We start from the raw sequence: 17788 nt of genomic DNA, 5'->3' as shown, positions 1-17788 counted from the left end.
CGATGATCCCGTGGATCGTCGATTTCTCCGTTCGCCGGCGCTGGCTCGTTGTGCTGGTCACGCTGGCGGCTGCCGCTTCCGGCTTCTTGTCGCTGACCAAATTGCCGATCGACGCCGTCCCTGACGTCACCAACGTCCAGGTCCAGGTCAATGCGGTCGCGCCGGCGCTGACCCCGGTCGAGATCGAGAAGCAGGTCACGGTGGCCCTGGAAACAGCCTTGGCCGGCACGCCGGGCCTGGAGTCAACCCGGTCGTTTTCGCGCAACGGCTTCGCGCAGATCACCGCCGTGTTCGCCGACCGCACCGACATCTATTTTGCCCGCCAGCAGATCGCCGAGCGCATCAACGAGGCGAAGATCAACCTTCCACCCCGGGTCGATGTCCGGATGGGTCCGATCTCTACCGGCCTCGGCGAGATCTATTGGTGGGCGGTGGAGTATGAAAAGCCGGGCGCGACCACACCGGTGGAGGACGGCAAGCCCGGCTGGCAGAGCGACGGCAGCTACCTTACGCCCGAAGGCGAGCGGCTGACGGACGATTTTCGGCGCACGGTCTATCTCCGCACGGTCCAAGATTGGATCATCCGCCCGCAGATGCGGACCGTTCCCGGGGTCGCTGGCGCGGATGCGATCGGCGGTTTCGTGAAACAGTTCCAGGTGCAGCCCGATCCGGTCCGGCTGGCAGCCTATGGGCTGTCGTTCACCCAAGTGATCGACGCCATCGAGGCGAACAACATCAGCCGCGGCGCCAATTTCATCGAGCAGAACGGCGAAGGTGTCGTCGTCCGGGCCAGCGGGCGGGTGGAAAATCTCGATGATATCGGCCGGATCGTGGTGACCACCCGGGGCGGCGTGCCGGTCCGCGTCTCCGATATCGCCGATGTCGCAATCGGCAAGGAGCTGCGTACCGGCAGCGCGAGCGTCGACGGCCGCGAGGTGGTGCTCGGCACTGCGCTGATGCTGATCGGGGGCAACAGCCGCACGGTGGCCGCTGCGGCCGACCGCAAGATCAAGGAGATCAGCCGGACGCTGCCGCCGGGCATCCATGCCCGAACGGTGCTCAACCGAACTCAACTGGTCGACGCCACGATCCAGACGGTTGCGACCAACCTGGCCGAAGGCGCGCTGCTGGTGATCGCCGTGTTGTTCCTGATGCTCGGCAATTTCCGCGCGGCACTGATCACAGCCTGCGTGATTCCGCTGACGATGCTGTTGACGGCGACCGGCATGCTGCAGGGACGGCTCAGCGCCAACCTGATGAGCCTCGGCGCGCTCGATTTCGGCCTGATCGTCGATGGCGCCGTCATCATCACGGAGAACAGCCTGCGGCATCTCGCGGAACGGCAGCGCGAGCTTGGGCGCGGCCTGTCATTGCCTGAGCGGCTGGAAACGGTCACGGCGTCCGCAACCGAGATGATCCGGCCCACCGTCTATGGCCAGCTCATCATCATCCTGGTCTACGTCCCGCTTCTCACCTTCACCGGCGTCGAAGGCAAGACGTTCGAGCCGATGGCGCTCACGGTCATGATCGCGCTCGCGGCTGCATTCGTGCTGTCGCTGACCTTCGTCCCGGCGGCGATCGCGATCACCATCTCAAAGCCGGTGCGGGAGCAGGAGAATGCCATCATCCGCGCGCTGAAATCCGTCTATGCGCCGCTGCTCTCCCGCACCGCCCGCGCGCCGCTGCCAGCGATCGGGCTGGCGTTGCTCCTGATCCTCGGGGCGGGTGCGCTGTTCACCCGGCTCGGTCAGGAATTCACACCGACGCTGGACGAAAAGAACATCGTGATGGAGGTCAAGCGGGTGCCCAGCACCTCGCTGGCGCAGGCACAGGCGATGCAGCTCCTGATCGAGCAGTCGGTCAGCAAGTTTCCGCAAGTCGCGTTCGTGTTTTCACGAACCGGCACGCCGGACCTTGCCGCCGATCCGATGCCACCAAGCGCCTCCGACACCTACATCATCGTCAAGCCGCAGAGCGAGTGGCCGGATCCGTCGATGTCCAAGGACGATCTCATCAAGGAGATCGAAGCCGAGGCGAGCAAATTGCCGGGCAACAAGCTCGGCTTCTCGCAGCCGATCGAGATGCGCTTCAACGAATTGATCGCTGGCGTGCGCGAGGACCTCGCCGTCAAGGTCTTCGGCGACGATTTTGCCGAAATGCAGCGGACGGCCGGGAGCATCGCCAACGTTCTGCGCCGTATCGAGGGTGCCCAGAACGTCAAGGTCGAGGAGACGACCGGCCTGCCGTTCCTGGAGATCAGGATCGACAAGGCCGAGATCGCCCGCCGCGGACTCAACCTCACCACCGTCCAGGACCTGATCGGAACCGCCATTGGCGGCCGGGTCGCCGGCCTCGTGTTCGAGGGGGATCGCCGTTTCCAGATCGTGGTTCGCCTGAACGATGCACTGCGCTCCGATGTCTCCACGCTGGAAAACCTGCCGGTGCCGCTGCCGCATGCCAATCCCAATGCGCCGGCAGCCTCCATTCCACTCCGAACGCTCGCGTCGTTCGAATTGACCGAGGGCGCCAACCAGATCAGCCGGGAGAACGGCAAGCGGCGCGTGGTCGCAACCGCCGAGGTGCGCGGGCGGGATATCGGCTCGCTGGTGGCCGAAGCGCAGGCCAAGGTCGCCGAGCAGGTGAGGCTCGCGCCGGGCACCTATCTGACCTGGGGCGGCCAGTTCGAGAATTTCTCGGTTGCCCGGCAGCGCCTCTTGTTCGTCGTGCCGGGCTGCTTTGCGCTGATCTTCCTGTTGCTGCTGGGAGCACTCGGATCGGCACGCGACGCCCTGCTGGTGTTCAGCGCCGTGCCTCTGGCCTTGACTGGCGGCATCGCCGCGCTGTGGCTCCGCGGCATGCCATTCTCGATCTCGGCCGCTGTCGGTTTCATTGCGCTGTCCGGCGTTGCCGTCTTGAACGGGCTTGTGATGCTGAGCCAGATCCGCAAGCTGATCGGCGACGGCGTGGATACACGGACTGCGATCCAGGACGGCGCATTGACCCGGTTCCGACCGGTCATCATGACTGCTCTGGTTGCGTCGCTTGGTTTTGTGCCGATGGCGCTGGCCACCGGCACCGGTGCGGAAGTGCAGCGGCCGCTCGCCACTGTCGTGATCGGGGGGCTGCTCACGGCGACATTGCTGACCTTGCTCGTGCTGCCCGCGCTGTATGCCTATTTCGCGCCGCGGCACTCGCAACTAGAGACAGAACACCATTTCGTGCCGAGACGGGCAGCGGAATAGCCTGCCATGCTGTCCGTCCTCGCCAACCGGACCTACCGCCATCTGTTCGCCGCGCAGGTCATCGCCCTGATCGGCACCGGCCTGATGACGGTGGCGCTCGGACTCTTGGCCTTCAAGATTGCCGGCGAGAAGGCGGGCGCGGTGCTGGGAACCGCGCTTGCGATCAAGATGATCGCCTATGTCGGCATCGCGGCGATCGCGGGAAGCCTCGCCGGCTATGTGCCGCGTCGGCCGTTTTTGGTCGCCATGGACCTGCTGCGGGCTTCGGTCGCGGTCGCGCTGCCGTTCGTCACCGAGGTCTGGCAGGTCTACGTGCTGATCTTCCTGCTGCAATCCGCATCCGCGGCCTTCACCCCGACCTTCCAGGCAACCATTCCGGACGTGCTGCCGGAGGAGCGCGACTACACGCGCGCCCTGTCGCTTTCGCGCCTGGCCTATGATCTCGAGAACCTGCTCAGCCCGACGCTGGCGGCGGCGCTGCTGACGGTCATCTCGTTCAACAATCTATTTGCCGGCACAGTGATCGGCTTTCTGTGTTCCGCGCTGTTGGTGGTGTCCGTGCGGCTGCCTTCGACACAAGCCAAGGCTGAAGCGGGCCAGTCGTTCTACGAAAACACCACGAAAGGCGTCCGGATCTACCTGGCGACGCCGCGCCTGCGCGGGCTACTCGCCCTGAACCTGTCGGTTGCCGCGGCGGGCGCCATGGTCATCGTCAATACCGTGGTGCTGGTCCGCGGAGTGCTGAGGCGGCCCGACAACGATGTCGCCATCGCGCTCGCCTGTTTTGGCGGCGGCTCGATGCTGGCTGCACTGTTGCTGCCGAAAGTGCTCGACCGGTTGCCGGATCGCGCCGTGATGCTTTCCGCCGCCGCCCTGCTCACCCTCCTGCTGCTGGGACTGACGGCTGTTCTCCCCACCGGGCACGATCAGATCTGGCCGGCTCTGCTCGTGGGATAGACATTGATGGGAATTGGCTACAGCGCGGTTCAGACCCCGACCGGGCGGTTGTTGAGGCGCTCGGCACAGCCTTCCGACCGCCCGGCGGTGTTCGCGGCGCAGTTTGCGCTCTCCCATGCCTGCTGGCTGCTCACCTACCCCGTGGCCGGCTGGCTCGGCAATTGGGCAGGCCTGTCTATCACGGCGTTCGTGCTCGCGGCGATCACGCTCGCGGGCGTGGTCGTAGCGCGAATGCAGTGGCCGGCCGACGACCCGGAAGTGGTCGAGCACGATCATCCTGGCCTTGCGCTGGACGATCCCCATTTGCAGGGCGCGCCTATGAAACGCCATGCTCACTTGTTCGTCATCGACGAGCATCACCGGCGCTGGCCCAACGATGCCTGAGCAAATCCAAAGCGGGCGGGTTCATTGATCGCGGCGTTCGATTCGATCTTCGAGGCGCAGCGCGCGCTCTATGCGAACGCAGCGCAGGCGCTGAACGCGCTGCAGGCCAACGGAGCCGGTGCGCTGCCGTCGCTGGCCGCAGCGGCCTTCGCCTTCGGCATGTTGCACGCCCTGCTGCCCGGCCACGGCAAATCGGTGCTCGCCTCCTATTATGCGGCAGATGGCCGCTGGCGAAGCGCCCTCGGCTCAAGCCTGCTGCTGATCCTCACACATGTCGGCTCGGCCGTCGTCCTGGTGCTGTCCGGCTATGCCGTCCTCAAACACACGATTGGCGGCGCCGGTCGTGCGCCAGCCCTGGAGCAGGCCAGCCAAATCCTGATCGTGTTGATCGGACTCTGGCTCTTGTGGCGCGCGTTTCGTCCCGAACCTCATCGCCATGACCGCTCCGCGCCGCTGCTTGCGATAGCAACCGGCCTCATTCCATGCCCGCTTACCACCTTCATCATGACCTATGCAGCAGCCCATGGTGCGGTCAAATGGGGCTTGCTGCTATCGGCCGTTTTCGCCGCCGGCATGACCCTCACGGTTGCGCTCTTTCCATTGGCGGCGGTGTTCGCTCGGACATGGCTTCTGCGCCTCGTTGAGCGCACGGAGACGATCCGTAACTGTGCCGCATCGGGACTGGAAGCCTTCGCGGGCATCGCGGTGATCGTACTTGGAGCTTGGCCTTTAATGTCGAACTGGTGAGCTTCGGCTCTCCCATGAAGCGACATGCTAAAGAACCGCACATAATCCTCTATCGGCAATGCCAAATCACGCGCAAGGTCCAAAGCCTGGCGGAATTGGTTCCCGGAATTTCCGCCCGAGCACGGGGTTCATTGGGTATCCGAAGCGGATAGGCAACACGAGGGACAGCAACCGCCGAGAAACTCGAGAGGCAGGAGATGAAAATGATCCGCCGTGAAATGCTTTACCTTGCTGGAGCGGCAGCAGCGCTTCCATACATGCCAACGATCGCCTGGGCACAGACGCAGACAGCGCCCAAGCTCACCCAGATACTCCGAAAAGACCTCGAAAGTCAGGGCGAAACCGTCCAGGAGACGATCGTCAGTGTCGTCGACTTCGCACCCGGCACGGCTGCTCCATGGCACAAGCATCCCGGTGCGCAGGAGTTACTTCATGTGTTCGAAGGAAGCCTTGTCGTGGAAGTCGAAGGAGCAGCCGCGACTCGGCTCAATGCCGGAGAAGCAGGAATCATCGCGGCCGATCTCGTCCATCTCGCCCGCAATGAAAGTACCAGCGCAAGCGTCAAGGCATTGGTCGTGCACAGCAGAGCGGCCAGGGACAAGCCGCTGATTGTCGTCGTGAGAAACTGAAGCGACGCTGGGAAGGCGATAGGGCAAGCGCATAATTCAAGAACCGCTTTGGAGGTCCGCACCACGCTTCGAAACATGGCGATTAGGCTTTCACGCATATGTTGCTACAACTGCACGCATCATCTGCCCCTCGAGCGAGATGTGGTCATGATTACGAGAAGTCTAATTGGCGCGTTATTTCTTCTTGCTAGTTTCGCCTAGGCACGTGCCTAGGATTCATTAAGAATCGCTGGCACTCAGCATAGCCCTGGAACTGGCGCAAGCCGCGCTCGCAGACTGCCAAAAGCGCGACTATCAGGTGGCGGTCGCGGTCGTCGACCGATTCGGCGTCGTCCAGGTGGTGCTGCGTGATCGTTGTGCGGGACCTCACATGCCGCCGACGCTTCAGCCAAGGTCTGGACGGCGGCGACCTTCCGCAGCAGCACGAGCGATTTTTTCGCTATCAGTCAGCACGGAATGACGTCACCCCAGTAGTGCCGAAGGCGCGACTTGTGCCAATTAATATCCTAACACGACGCTTCACAATTGCCGACATAGGCTCGAGACGCAGCATTCCAAGTTAACGTACGCCTACAATTTCTCGTCAATTGGATTTCCAGAAACGTAAATGTAAATTTAGTTGAGAAGATCACGTTGGATTGCAATGTTTGATCTTCACGTCGGGGCCTGCAGACCCCCGGCATACCAAGACGGTTCTCCGTCCAAGTTCTGCTCACTGCTCGTGGTCGTGTGACCTCGTGCGTTGGGCGTTTGGACCGAAACATGAGCTGCATTTCTCCAAAATGTGTCAGTAGCGTTTGTTGCTGCCGTCGAGGCGCGTGGGGTCGCTCGGACGCGGCAGAACCGGCTGAGGCGGAACGATGAACCTGGTGTCCTTGGCGCTGCGACGTCCGATCTCGCTTCTGACGATGGTTATAGCCGTCGCATGGGTAGGCTTTCTGGCGCTCGATCGCATGCCTCGCGACATCTTCCCGGATTTGGGGGTGCCCGTTCTATATGTGGCCCAACCTTACGGCGGCATGGACCCGGCCCAGATGGAAGGATTCATCGTCAACTATTACGAGTACCACTTTCTCTACATTACCGGCATCGAACATGTCGAAAGCAAGTCGATCCAGGGCGTAGGACTGATCAAACTTCAATTCCATCCCGGCACCGACATGGCGCAGGCCACAGCGGAGACGGTAGCCTACGTCGACCGCGCTCGCGCGTTCATGCCGGCGGGCACTGTGCCGCCATTCGTGATGCGGTTCGACAGTGGCAGCGTTCCGGTCGGCGATCTCGTCTTCACCAGCGAGACGAAAACCGTCGCCGAACTACAGGACGCGGCGCTCTTCAAGGTGCGCCCATTGTTTGCGACCTTGCCAGGCGTGTCGGCACCGCCGCCATTCGGGTCGAGCCAACGGACCATCCTGGTTCATTTGGACCCCGACAAGCTGCGGTCCTACAACATGTCGCCGGACGAGGTGGTGCAGGCATTGGCCGCCGGCAACACGATCAGTCCATCTGGCAACATCCGCATCGGTGATCTCATGCCGATGGTGCCCGTCAACTCCGTTGTCGGAGATTTCAAGGGCCTGAGTAACATTCCCATCCGCTCGCACGGAACGCAGACCGTGTTCATACGCGATGTCGGAACGGTCGAAGATGGCGCCGACATTCAGACCGGCTACGCGCTAGTGAATGGGCGCCGCACCGTCTATATCCCCGTCACCAAACGAGCGGACGCATCGACCCTTGCGGTCGTCCAGGCCGTCAAGGCCAACTTGCCCCGCTTCCAATCCGTACTGCCAGACGACGTTCAGGTAAGTTACCAGTTCGATCAGTCCCCATATGTGACTCGTGCGATCCTGGGCCTGTTCGTTGAAGGGGCGCTCGGTGCGGTTCTCACGGGTCTCATGGTGCTACTTTTCCTCCGGGACTGGCGCAGTTCGCTCGTCGTCGTCCTGAATATTCCGCTTGCGATACTGGCCTCGGTGATCGCGCTTTGGATATCGCGTCAGACGATCAACATCATGACGCTGGGCGGGTTGGCGTTGGCTGTCGGCATCCTGGTCGACGAAGCGACCGTCACCATCGAGAATATCCACACGCGTCTCGCTGATGGACATAGCCTCGCCCGTGCCGCAAGCCTGGCCACGGCCGAAACCACGCTGCCGCGCTTCGTGGCCATGCTCTGCATCCTGGCGGTGTTCATTCCAGCCTTTTTCATGACCGGCGCAGCGCACAATCTTTTTGTGCCGCTCGCTTTGGCGGTCGGCTTCTCGATGGTAGGATCGTATCTGCTTTCCAGCACCTTTGTGCCGGTACTGTCGGTCTGGATGCTGCGCAAACCGGCCAAGCGACACAAATCGCAAGACGGTCGTTTTGATCGGTTCCGCGCCAGATACGATCAGCTCACGCGCGCGGTCATGAAGCGCCGGCGTATCATTGTACTCTCTTATCTCGTTGCGAGTGGTGCCATCATCCTCGTAGTCGGCAGCTCGCTCGGCACGGAGATCTTTCCGATCGTGGATACCGGCCAGATGCAATTGCATCTTAGGGCTCCGGCGGGAACGCGGATCGAGCGTACCGAGCAGATTACGCTACAAACACTCGATATCATCAAGCGCGAGGTGGGGCCCGACAATGTGGACATTAGTCTTGGCTTTGTCGGAACGCAGCCGCCCAACTACCCGATCAATACCATCTATCTCTGGAGTTCGGGGTCCGAGGAAGCCGTGCTGCAGGTGCAGCTAAAGCGTGGCGCCGGGATCCGCATCGAGGACTTGAAGGAGCGGCTGCGCAAGAAGTTGCCGCAGGAACTCGCTGGTGTACGCTTCTCGTTCGAGCCAAGCGACATCGTCAGCCGGGTGATGAGCTTCGGCGCGCCAACCCCGATCGAAGTCGCTGTGAGCGGGCCGAGCTTCGCCAGCAGCCGCCAATATGCCGATAAGCTGCGAGCGAGGCTGGGACAGGTGCCGACGCTGCGAGATCTGGAATTCGAGCAGGAACTCGATTACCCGACCGTTGCAGTCGCCGTCGACCGCGAGCGAGCGGGCGTTCTGGGAGTGACGACGGACGACGTGGCGAAATCGATTGTCGCAGGTACCTCATCCAGTCGCTACACCTCGGCCAATTATTGGGCCGATCCAAAGAGCGGCATTGGATATCAGGTGCAAGTCGAGATCCCTGAGCGCCGGATGAATTCCCTGGAAGAGGTGAAGAACCTCCCAATCGCTCGCCGATCGGCCCAACAGATCGACCTTCGCAATGTTGCTCATGTTACGGATAGCACCGCGCTTGGCGAATATGATCGCTACAACATGCAACGTATGCTGACGCTTAGCGCGAATATCTACGGCGAGGATCTAGGACGCGTGGCAAGCCGTGTGCAGCAGGCGATCGGCGACGTGGGAAAGCCGCCAAATGGGGTGAGTGTGACGCTGCGCGGAGCGATCCAGCCGATGGCAGAGATGTTCGGCGGCCTCCGTCTCGGGCTCTTGATAGCCGTTGGCGTCATCCTTCTGCTGCTGGCCGCCAACTTCCAGTCGTTCCGGCTTTCCCTGGCGGTAGGATTGACGATTCCCGGCGTAGTGGCGGGAGTTGTAATCATGCTTTGGTTGACCCAGACCACACTCAACATTCAATCGTTCATGGGCGCGATCATGGCAATCGGCGTCGCCGTGGCAAACGCCATCCTGCTTGTAACTTTCGCAGAGCGAAGCCGCGCTGAGGGCCGCGAGCCGTGGGAGGCAGCCATCGAAGGCGCACGAAGCCGCCTGCGTCCGATCTTGATGACGAGTTTCGCGATGCTGGCGGGGATGCTGCCGATGGCGCTCGGACTAGGCGAAACCGGAGAGCAAAGTGCACCACTTGGGCGGGCGGTGATCGGCGGTCTGCTCGGCGCAACCTGCGTTACGCTGTTCATTCTGCCCGCGATCATAGCCATGCTCCAGTCGCGACATACGTCGACGTCCGCGTCGCTGGATCCCGACGACCCGCATTGCCGCTATTTCGAGCGGGAACCGCGGCTCGGGCCAGTGCGGTATCCTGGCGATCAAGCAGCAGAATCCCGCGATCTGGCGGCGGAATAAGCGAATGGCCAGAGTGGATGCTAAAGGTGGCGTACTATGAATTTCACGAGCCGAACCGTCATCAGGGTCTTGTTAATCGGCGTCGCTGCAGGAAGCGTCGCTGTTGAGCGGCAACACCTGGCGGCATCGCCATCACCGGTGAAGCAAACGAAGGTCGACAACCTTCCGCGGGTCGAGGTTGTGCGGCCACGCCGAGTCACGGTGGCCCAACGTCTTCAAACCAATGCGACCCTCGAAGCTTTTGAGGAAGCGGATCTCTTCGCCAAAGTCTCGGGATACCTGTCGGAGGTGCGGGTCGATATCGGCGATCATGTGAAGGCGGGTCAAGTGCTCGCCGTTATCGACGTTCCGGAAATGAAGCAGGAGCTTGCCGAAGCCAAGGCCGAGCTGGAAGCCAAACGAAGTGTGCTGGAGAGCGCGCGCCGTCAGCTAGATCACAACAAGGCAGAGCTGGCGCTTCAGGACGCCCTGGCGAAGGACCGGGAGGAGCTGGGTCAGGGACGGAACTTCATCAGCGACCGGACACTCGATCAGGTGCACGCCAATGCTGCCATCGCCAAGGCGGACCTCGGCGTTGCGGAGGCGAACAGCGATCTCGCGGCCCACCAGGTCGACGTCGCCGCCGCCACCGTGGAGAGGATCAAGACGCTGCTTGCCTATACGCAGGTCGTGGCGCCTTTCGATGGCGTGGTGGCGCGGCGCCAGGTGAACCGGGGCGATCTGGTCCAGGCCGCCGCGGCAACGCGGACTACGCCGTCCGCAGGATCACTTTTCACACTGCAGCGGATCGACACGATCAGGGTGTTTTGCGACGTTCCGGAGAACGACGTGTCTCACCTTCACGTCGGCGATCCGGCGGTTGTAAAGCCCTCTGGTTTCGACGGTAAGCCATTCATCGGCAAGGTAACCCGCTTCTCGCTGCGCCTCGATCCCGAGACCCGCGACATGCGGACCGAGATCGACCTGCCCAATCCCGACGAACGGCTTTATCCGGGCACGTATGCGGAGGTCTCACTGGAAATGAACCGACGGCCCGATGCGCTTACCGTACCCACCGCTGCCGTAGGTTCGGATGATGGCGGCAACTTCGTCTACGCCATCGCTACCGATCGGGTCACGCGCCTCGCCGTCAGGACTGGTCTCATCGATAACGGTCGCATTGAGATTACGGCGGGCCTGTCGGAGGAGACACCGGTCTTGGCGACCACCAAGGGCATTCCGCCGCTTGGAACGGTGGTTCGGTCGGCGATGGTTCGCGAGAACACCTAACATCGACGCCGAGGCCTGGGGCGTCAGTAGTTTTGTCGAACCAATGCCTCATCCCCGTACTCGCGCCTTCACTTCATTACTTGGCGCAAGTTCTCTCAGCTGCCAAAGCTGTTTGCGCTTCCGCCTGTGTCGGATGAGCCGTACCGATAACCTTCATTTCACCAGGCGCGGGCTGGGCAGTGACAACTTTACATTTCATCGTCGCGGGATCTTGAGCTACGTAGAACGCGGAAGTGCCTGATGGGGGCGCTTGTCCGGTGGTTTTATCCTGCTGCGCAAATGAAGGTGCCCCAAATGCGAGAATGGCGACCGTCGCAAAAAGAATTTTCGTCATAGTATCTACCTCCTAGCATTGGACAGCGAGCAAATAGAGGCAGCCGACAAAGGTTCCAGCGGAGGGATATATTTTTCTAGTGGAATCCCCGCAGGGTCGCTTCGTGTTTACCCTCAGCGTGATCGATCACTTCGACGGTGTTGCGCGCGATATGCGCGATGAAGACGCGCCGGGTCTTGGGGTCGAATGCGGTGTGCAGAGGCATCCTTGCCTCGCCGCGGTTTCCGACAAGTTTGGATTTGCAGGGTCAGTATCTCGGTCGGTGCGAATTCGCCCACTCGCGGGCATGCGGAATCGGTTCGCGCGGCGGCAGGATCGCGCGAAGCTTTCGCGTCGCCGGCAGGTTTTCCATGCGCTCGCGCCATCGGCAAAAAGCCGGATAGTTCGGGTACATCGCCTTGCCTTCGTCCGTTAGGCTGAAGGCGAATGTGCTCGGAAGCAGGAAGAAGTCCGCGATCGTGATTTCCGTGCCGAGCAGGTAGTCTTGGCCGTGTTCCAATTCATGCTCCACCATGCCAAGCGCAAGCTCGACCTTGGGTATCGCGTGTGCCACGACCTTTTCGTCGGATGCGATGCCGAGTTCCGGAAAGACCAGCCGTTCGTGGGTCACGTGATAGATCATGTAGGGGTAGTAGTAGGAGTTGACCGCACTGATCCACTGGTTCATGCGCGCCCGGAGGCGGACGTCGCGCGGCGTCAGCTTTGGCCCTCCGAAGGCTTCGTCGACATAGGAGGCAATCGCGCTGGTCTCGTAGACCGTGAAGTCGCCGTGCCGAAGAATCGGGACCCGGTTGAACGGGTGCAGCGCCAAATGCTCACGCTTGCCCATCACCGGTTCAAGGTCATGAAAGCCATACGCTACGTCCTTGTGCGTCAGAATCAACCGCACGATGTTGACGTAGGTGCTTCGCGGGAAGCCATAGACGATTGGCTCTGCCATCTGTTCCTCCTCTATCTTGTTGGTAACGGGCGCTTGTTATCGCCAGAATGGCTTAGCGGCCTCGTCCAGCGCCTCTTCGCGTGTGAGGCCGATGTCGGCGAGCAGATGCTTGTCGTCGGCCAGATCGCGGAGTGCCTGACGCAGCCTGCGCCGCGCGGACCAAGCTCGAAGCCCGCGTCCCGGAGCGCCGAGCCTTTGCACCGAATTTTCCTGATGAAGTTGTGGGAGCGGACCGGCCGGCCGGATCAGCCGAAACGTCGAGGCGTTGCGGGCAACGGTTGACATCGACAAGCTCCAAATCTCATGAAATGCTGCATTGAAGCTTTCCCATAAGGTCAGCGGGCCGTTATCCGCAAAGCATCGTTTCTCTGGCCGGCCCTAGTTTTTCTCATGAAGTCTTTGTGCGATGCGTCCACGCTTGCCGCCCCTGAATGCGCTGAAGGCTTTCGAAGCCGCGGCGCGGCATGAAAGCTTTACCCGCGCAGCCGAGGAGCTTTGCGTCACGCAGGGCGCCGTGAGCCATCAGGTCAAGGCGCTGGAGGCTGAGCTTGCGATCAAGCTGTTCAATCGCGAGCGCCAGCGCCTGATCATCACCGAGGCCGGCAAGGACTATCTGACTATCGTTCGCGATGCCCTGGACCGCATTGCGATTGGCACAGAGCGGCTTCTGCAACGGCAGAACGCCGGCGTCCTTACCGTCAGCACCTCGCCGGACTTCGCGGCCAAATGGCTCGTTCACCGGCTGGGCCATTTTGCCGAAGCTCATTCTGGGATCGACCTTCGCGTTTCCGCAACGCTTCATCACGTCGACTTCGCGCGAGAGGAAGTCGACCTTGCGGTGCGCCATGGCGAGGGCAATTGGCCGGGGCTCGACACGGTCAAGCTGAGCGCGGAGCAGCTCTTTGCCGTTTGCAGTCCAAAACTTCTCTCGGGCCGCCGACGACTCAGCAAGCCGGCCGATATCCTCAACTATCCGCTGATCCATATGGACAGCCGAACCGATTGGTCCAGGTGGCTGCAGGCGGCGGGCGTCAATGACACGAATATCATTCACGGCCCCGTGCTCAATCGGGCCAGCATGGTGATCGACGCGGCGATCAACGGGCAGGGTATTGCGCTTGCCCGTACGACATTGGCGGCATGGGACCTGATCAACGGGCGGCTGGTGCGGCCATTTCCGGAAGCGTTGCGACTATCGAAGACCTAACTGGATCATCTGTCCGAAGGCGACGACAGCCCAGCCGAAGATCGTCACGTTCCGCGACTGGCTCTTGGCAGAGGCTTCAAGGGATCTGCGGCAGCTCAAGCAGCTAGGCTGGTCCTTGAGCCCGCTCAAAGAGAGCGGGGACTGATCCGCCCTCACGCAGACGATTGAAGATCAAGCAACGGTCAGTAATCCTTCCTGATCGCCGTTGCGAATAGGAAAGGCGGCGGAAAACCGTCGCTCGTTGCGGCCGTTCGCTTCCTGCGCTAGTTTACTGATCGGGGACGTCGCAGCCTCCCCGTAAAATGGTGACCCCATGCAAGCGCTGCTCGCTTTTCTATGGAGCGAGCGCATGGACGGGTCCACTTTTGAACTGCCGCTGTTTCTGCTTGCGACCTTTGCGGGTGCACTTGTTGCTGGGCTCTCGGGCTTTGCCTTTGGACTTGTGGCGGCTTCGCTATGGCTTTACATCCTCACGCCGCTGCAGAGCGCGACATTGATCGTCGGCTTCGGTCTTCTGGTGCAAGGCTACTCAGTCTGGAGACTGCGCCGCGCGCTCGATGGGAGCAAATTGCTGCCGTTCATCGTCGGCGCCGCTCTCGGGGTTCCGACCGGAGTGTCTCTCTTGACCTGGTCCGATCCTCGAACCGTCCGCATCGCGGTTGGTGCGTTCCTCGCTGCGTACAGTCTCTACGCACTTCTTCGACCCAGCCTAAAACCGATCTCCACCGGAGGGAGCGCGGCCGACGCTGCGGTTGGCTTCCTCAACGGCGTGCTTGGAGGCCTGACCGGCTTAGCAGGCATACTGGTGACGATCTGGTGCGGCCTGCGCGGCTGGTCCAAGGACCTTCAACGCACGATATTCCAGCCCGTTGCCGTTACGACCTTCCTCATGTCAGCGCTCTGGCTTGGAGGAAAGGGAACGGTGACCAGCGAGACCGTTAAACTCTTCGTGATGGGTTTGCCGTGCTTGCTAATCGGAACATGGTTTGGGCTGAGACTGTTTGACTACATTGACGAAGCGATGTTCCGAAAGATCGTCCTCGCTTTGTTGCTGATTTCGGGAGTCTTGCTGGTTATCTGACAGCCGATTGACAGCAGCGACGGCAATCGGTTTATTCGATCTATGGGGGCGTGCGATCCCCCCACGAGGCGACATGCCCAAGAATCGCGTCCGGTTTTCAGAAGGACGCAGCATGCCCGCCGTTAACTCGACAGTCCTCTACAAGCTCTGGCCGAACAGCAAGCTTTTGCGTCGTCTCGACGTGGCGCCGCTTCCTTTTCGGCGGCGCAGCGCCGGCCAGCACAGTTGGCGCAGCATTGCGGCGGCCGCCTTAACGAACTTCGTTTACTTCACAAGTTTGATCGTCCCAGCGTTAGCTCAATCCGCCGTCATCGATCTGTCGCACCAACGGGTCGGGGTTCCGCCACGGGATTTCGAATTCTGGCATGCCGGTCGAAGCGATCGAGATCGTTGGAACGTAGTTCACGAAGGCGCCGTTGACGACGACTTGGCCATCCAAAGCTCAGCAGCGGATAGGGACGAGCAGCCATCGCTGGCAATCTATAATCCTGTGGCCGCAACCGATGTGCGGATCCGTGCGCGGTTCAGGCTGATGAAAGGATCGCGGCCGAGCGCCGGGCTCGCGATGCGTGTGACCAGTCCGGACGACTACTACCTCGTTCGTGTCGGCGTGTTTGACCAGCGCCTGTCGCTGCTCCATGTGGTCCACGGCGTGCCTGATGAAATCGCCGGGGTCGACGCGGATATTGCCTGGAATCATTGGCAAACGCTGGAAGTCGCCGTCAGCGGCGATGGTTTCACGATGCAGTTGGACGGTCGATGGGTCCTGACCGCGTTCGACCGTGGCGAGCACGCAAGGGGACGGTGCGGGATCTGGACTGAGCACACGGACATAGCGCGCTTCGATCAGATCGAGATCGCGCCCTTGCCATCGGTCGGTGACCAGTCGGAACCGCAGAGGCGATTGGGAGGCTAAGGTCAAACAGCGGAGATCGCGATTATGCGAAAGATTGTGAAAGGACCGCCGGTCCGCAGCTGGCCGTCCAGGATGAGATCCTGGGGATACGCTTCGCTGCTCATCCTGGTCGCATTGGCGATCAGTGGGGAGATGCATCGCGTTGCTGCGGATGCTGAGGCCGGAAAGAACAAGGCAGAGGCCTGTGCGGGGTGTCACGGCGACAAAGGTGTCTCCGCCACCGAGAACACGCCGTCATTGGCGGCGCAACCTGATCAGTTCTTACAATGGCAGCTGGTTTTCTTCCGCAGCGGTGCGCGTAAGAATGAGGTCATGGGACCAATCGCGGAACAACTCAGCAACGAAGATGTCCGCGACCTCAGCGCTTACTTCTCTTCGCTCAAGCCTTCCGATCCAGCCGCGGCGAAGGTGTCCGACGATCATCCCGACTTGACCGAAGCTGGCAAGAAAGCGGCTGCGGCTGGGCGGTGCGCCTCTTGTCACGGCGACAACTACGCTGGCAGCAAGGCTGTCGCCCGCATTGCGGGTCAACGGGAGGAATATCTTGCGAAGGCACTCCATGACTACAAAGCCGGCGCTCGATCCGGCGGCGGCGTGGCCGCTATGGCCGAGGTAGCTTATCCCTTGAGCGAGGACGATATTTCGGCGCTGGCGCATTATCTCGCACGACTCTAGCAGAGATGCCAGATGCAATGAGGCGATCCGATCGGAACCGATCGATGATCTCCGCCGAGGACGTCTGAAGCATTGGTGGCCGACGCCAATAGGGCTCTGGTCTGGTTCTTGGGCGGACTTGCCTGTTGATCTGGTGGTGGGTCCAGTCCCACGGACTCCCTTTCCTCTGCAACATTCGAAGGAGGTCAATCATGACCACGCAAGAGCATTAGGCCGAAGATCGCGCGTACTAGACTCAGAAATGGGTGATGGGCTTGTTGTCGGGCCCGAGCAACGTGGAAGGCGCCTCTTTGAAAACCAGACTATCTGGGGCGAACTTGGTTGTCTTCCCGCCCACCACGAAGTCGGCAAAGTTGTGGGGGATCGCCGAATGAACGCCAGTGGCCAGGAAATCAGCGAGTACGAAGCAGATGTCGGGCGTTCCGCCAGATCCGGCCGCTAGAAACGCCTGGAAGTTCTGACCTGTGACTTGCGCCTTCTTGCGTGCCGACCAGTTGGTATAGCGCCGATAAAGCTTGGGAAAGATGGCAGGTCCCTTGTCCGTGGCCAGCACGCTGAGGTCGCCGACCTTTGGTTCGCGCAGATTGAAATCGAAGGGACTAATCGTATTGGACAGAAACTTCCACACAAGCGTCTTCTTTGACCGTGCGATTTTTGCAAGGGCGAGAAGCGCATTGATTTCATCATTGGTCATGCTTGAGTAGAACGTAGGATATGCCCAGCCATGCTCGACCAGCCAGTGATTCAGATTTACCGCCTGGCCATTCACCGTCACTTCGATGTCGCCAACCAGCCGACCGTAAGTGTCGAACACCTCGTTTGGGGTATCCACTTGAGTCACAACCCGACAGTCGAGGACCGTCTTTCCCGTCGACGTGAGAAAGTCGTGCAGCGCCTTCGCCGAAGTGGCCCCCAGTAGCTGCCGATAGAAGTGGATGAGACCTTTGTATGCCGTCAGCTTCGTCGCACTCAGGCCGTTCTTCTCCTTCGCCGAGAGCGCAGACGGCTGATAATGGAGCTCGGTCGCATCGATTCCCTGCAGTCGGATTGTGACTTTTCCGTTTTTGATGGGCGGAGTACTAAACTTGCCCTTGACCTTCGCATTGTTGAACACATGCGTCGGGTGAAATGGCGAAGAGCTGTCCTTGCGGAATTTAATCGCGTCGGGCCCGACGCTTAAAATGACTTTTGTAGTGTCAGCGTCCGATTGACCGCTTGGCCAGAACTGTTTGAGCTCAATTGTGCCGTCCACTTCGAGCAATCCTGCCGGCATTGATAACTCCCCCTGCCAAGCGAAACTCAAGAATTCTGTTTCTCCGAAGCACCCTGCG

At 61.0% G+C, this 17788-nt stretch carries 15 protein-coding genes and 1 pseudogene; 11 read left to right on the top strand and 5 right to left on the bottom strand.

The window, feature by feature from the left end; genetic code table 11:
* Positions 1 to 2: 2 nt before the first annotated feature.
* The 7 genes and pseudogenes from ACZIRK_RS16780 to ACZIRK_RS16750 all read left to right on the top strand — a co-directional run bounded on the left by ACZIRK_RS16780 (position 3) and on the right by ACZIRK_RS16750 (position 11304).
* Positions 3 to 3242, top strand: coding sequence for an efflux RND transporter permease subunit (locus ACZIRK_RS16780; protein ID WP_463327764.1), 3240 nt, complete (start codon positions 3 to 5; stop codon positions 3240 to 3242).
* Positions 3243 to 3248: 6 nt separating this feature from the next.
* Positions 3249 to 4583: pseudogene (locus ACZIRK_RS16775) on the top strand (MFS transporter).
* Between the two features lie 24 nt (positions 4584 to 4607).
* Positions 4608 to 5330, top strand: a complete 723-nt coding sequence (locus ACZIRK_RS16770; protein WP_463327763.1) for a nickel/cobalt transporter — start codon at positions 4608 to 4610, stop codon at positions 5328 to 5330.
* 203 nt (positions 5331 to 5533) lie between these two features.
* The gene (locus tag ACZIRK_RS16765) at positions 5534 to 5959 is read left to right on the top strand and encodes a cupin domain-containing protein (protein WP_165435135.1); all 426 of its coding nucleotides are present in this window, start codon (positions 5534 to 5536) and stop codon (positions 5957 to 5959) included.
* 229 nt (positions 5960 to 6188) lie between these two features.
* Positions 6189 to 6419, top strand: a complete 231-nt coding sequence (locus ACZIRK_RS16760; protein WP_463327787.1) for a heme-binding protein — start codon at positions 6189 to 6191, stop codon at positions 6417 to 6419.
* A gap of 400 nt (positions 6420 to 6819) precedes the next feature.
* A complete protein-coding gene (locus ACZIRK_RS16755) occupies positions 6820 to 10035 on the top strand; it encodes an efflux RND transporter permease subunit (protein ID WP_463327762.1) in 3216 nt (1071 codons plus the stop codon).
* Positions 10036 to 10104: 69 nt separating this feature from the next.
* Positions 10105 to 11304, top strand: a complete 1200-nt coding sequence (locus ACZIRK_RS16750; protein ID WP_474418183.1) for an efflux RND transporter periplasmic adaptor subunit — start codon at positions 10105 to 10107, stop codon at positions 11302 to 11304.
* 76 nt (positions 11305 to 11380) lie between these two features.
* On the opposite strand, the gene ACZIRK_RS16745 is transcribed toward ACZIRK_RS16750, so the two are convergent.
* From ACZIRK_RS16745 to ACZIRK_RS16730, 4 genes are all read right to left on the bottom strand, one after another.
* Positions 11381 to 11638 (bottom strand): hypothetical protein, encoded by a 258-nt coding sequence (locus ACZIRK_RS16745; RefSeq protein WP_130225070.1) that lies wholly within the window; start codon positions 11636 to 11638, stop codon positions 11381 to 11383.
* 76 nt (positions 11639 to 11714) lie between these two features.
* Positions 11715 to 11843, bottom strand: coding sequence for a hypothetical protein (locus tag ACZIRK_RS16740; RefSeq protein ID WP_463327761.1), 129 nt, complete (start codon positions 11841 to 11843; stop codon positions 11715 to 11717).
* A gap of 42 nt (positions 11844 to 11885) precedes the next feature.
* Entirely contained in the window at positions 11886 to 12578 is a 693-nt protein-coding gene (locus tag ACZIRK_RS16735; RefSeq protein ID WP_130225071.1) for a glutathione S-transferase family protein, read from the bottom strand.
* Between the two features lie 36 nt (positions 12579 to 12614).
* On the bottom strand, positions 12615 to 12863 hold the full coding sequence (locus tag ACZIRK_RS16730) for a DUF1127 domain-containing protein (protein ID WP_130225072.1): 249 nt from the start codon (positions 12861 to 12863) through the stop codon (positions 12615 to 12617).
* A gap of 121 nt (positions 12864 to 12984) precedes the next feature.
* On the opposite strand from ACZIRK_RS16730, the gene ACZIRK_RS16725 reads away from it, so the two are divergent.
* From ACZIRK_RS16725 to ACZIRK_RS16710, 4 genes are all read left to right on the top strand, one after another.
* Entirely contained in the window at positions 12985 to 13785 is an 801-nt protein-coding gene (locus ACZIRK_RS16725; protein ID WP_463327760.1) for a transcriptional regulator GcvA, read from the top strand.
* Positions 13786 to 14098: 313 nt separating this feature from the next.
* Positions 14099 to 14866, top strand: a complete 768-nt coding sequence (locus ACZIRK_RS16720) for a sulfite exporter TauE/SafE family protein (RefSeq protein ID WP_245474636.1) — start codon at positions 14099 to 14101, stop codon at positions 14864 to 14866.
* Between the two features lie 73 nt (positions 14867 to 14939).
* Complete coding sequence (locus ACZIRK_RS16715; RefSeq protein ID WP_130225073.1) at positions 14940 to 15782, top strand: hypothetical protein; 843 nt, start codon at positions 14940 to 14942, stop codon at positions 15780 to 15782.
* A 72-nt stretch (positions 15783 to 15854) separates the two neighbouring features.
* Positions 15855 to 16457: a c-type cytochrome gene (locus tag ACZIRK_RS16710; RefSeq protein WP_130225128.1), complete on the top strand. Its 603-nt coding sequence runs from the start codon at positions 15855 to 15857 to the stop codon at positions 16455 to 16457.
* Positions 16458 to 16692: 235 nt separating this feature from the next.
* On the opposite strand, the gene ACZIRK_RS16705 is transcribed toward ACZIRK_RS16710, so the two are convergent.
* The gene (locus ACZIRK_RS16705) at positions 16693 to 17730 is read right to left on the bottom strand and encodes a thermonuclease family protein (RefSeq protein ID WP_463327759.1); all 1038 of its coding nucleotides are present in this window, start codon (positions 17728 to 17730) and stop codon (positions 16693 to 16695) included.
* Positions 17731 to 17788: the final 58 nt, after the last annotated feature.

Source organism: Bradyrhizobium sp. Leo114 (assembly GCF_055229415.2).
Note: the sequence above shows the minus strand (reverse complement) of the source record. Positions and strands in the feature narration are given on the sequence as shown.

What these genes read in the sequence shown, in the direction of transcription:
- ACZIRK_RS16780 (WP_463327764.1), top strand. Translation starts at nt 3, where the DNA reads ATGATCCCGTGGATCGTCGATTTCTCCGTTCGCCGGCGCTGGCTCGTT.
- ACZIRK_RS16765 (WP_165435135.1), top strand. Translation starts at nt 5,534, where the DNA reads ATGATCCGCCGTGAAATGCTTTACCTTGCTGGAGCGGCAGCAGCGCTT.
- ACZIRK_RS16755 (WP_463327762.1), top strand. Translation starts at nt 6,820, where the DNA reads ATGAACCTGGTGTCCTTGGCGCTGCGACGTCCGATCTCGCTTCTGACG.
- ACZIRK_RS16745 (WP_130225070.1), bottom strand. Translation starts at nt 11,638, where the DNA reads ATGACGAAAATTCTTTTTGCGACGGTCGCCATTCTCGCATTTGGGGCA.
- ACZIRK_RS16740 (WP_463327761.1), bottom strand. Translation starts at nt 11,843, where the DNA reads ATGCCTCTGCACACCGCATTCGACCCCAAGACCCGGCGCGTCTTCATC.
- ACZIRK_RS16735 (WP_130225071.1), bottom strand. Translation starts at nt 12,578, where the DNA reads ATGGCAGAGCCAATCGTCTATGGCTTCCCGCGAAGCACCTACGTCAAC.
- ACZIRK_RS16730 (WP_130225072.1), bottom strand. Translation starts at nt 12,863, where the DNA reads ATGTCAACCGTTGCCCGCAACGCCTCGACGTTTCGGCTGATCCGGCCG.
- ACZIRK_RS16725 (WP_463327760.1), top strand. Translation starts at nt 12,985, where the DNA reads ATGCGTCCACGCTTGCCGCCCCTGAATGCGCTGAAGGCTTTCGAAGCC.
- ACZIRK_RS16720 (WP_245474636.1), top strand. Translation starts at nt 14,099, where the DNA reads ATGCAAGCGCTGCTCGCTTTTCTATGGAGCGAGCGCATGGACGGGTCC.
- ACZIRK_RS16715 (WP_130225073.1), top strand. Translation starts at nt 14,940, where the DNA reads ATGCCCAAGAATCGCGTCCGGTTTTCAGAAGGACGCAGCATGCCCGCC.
- ACZIRK_RS16710 (WP_130225128.1), top strand. Translation starts at nt 15,855, where the DNA reads ATGAGATCCTGGGGATACGCTTCGCTGCTCATCCTGGTCGCATTGGCG.
- ACZIRK_RS16705 (WP_463327759.1), bottom strand. Translation starts at nt 17,730, where the DNA reads ATGCCGGCAGGATTGCTCGAAGTGGACGGCACAATTGAGCTCAAACAG.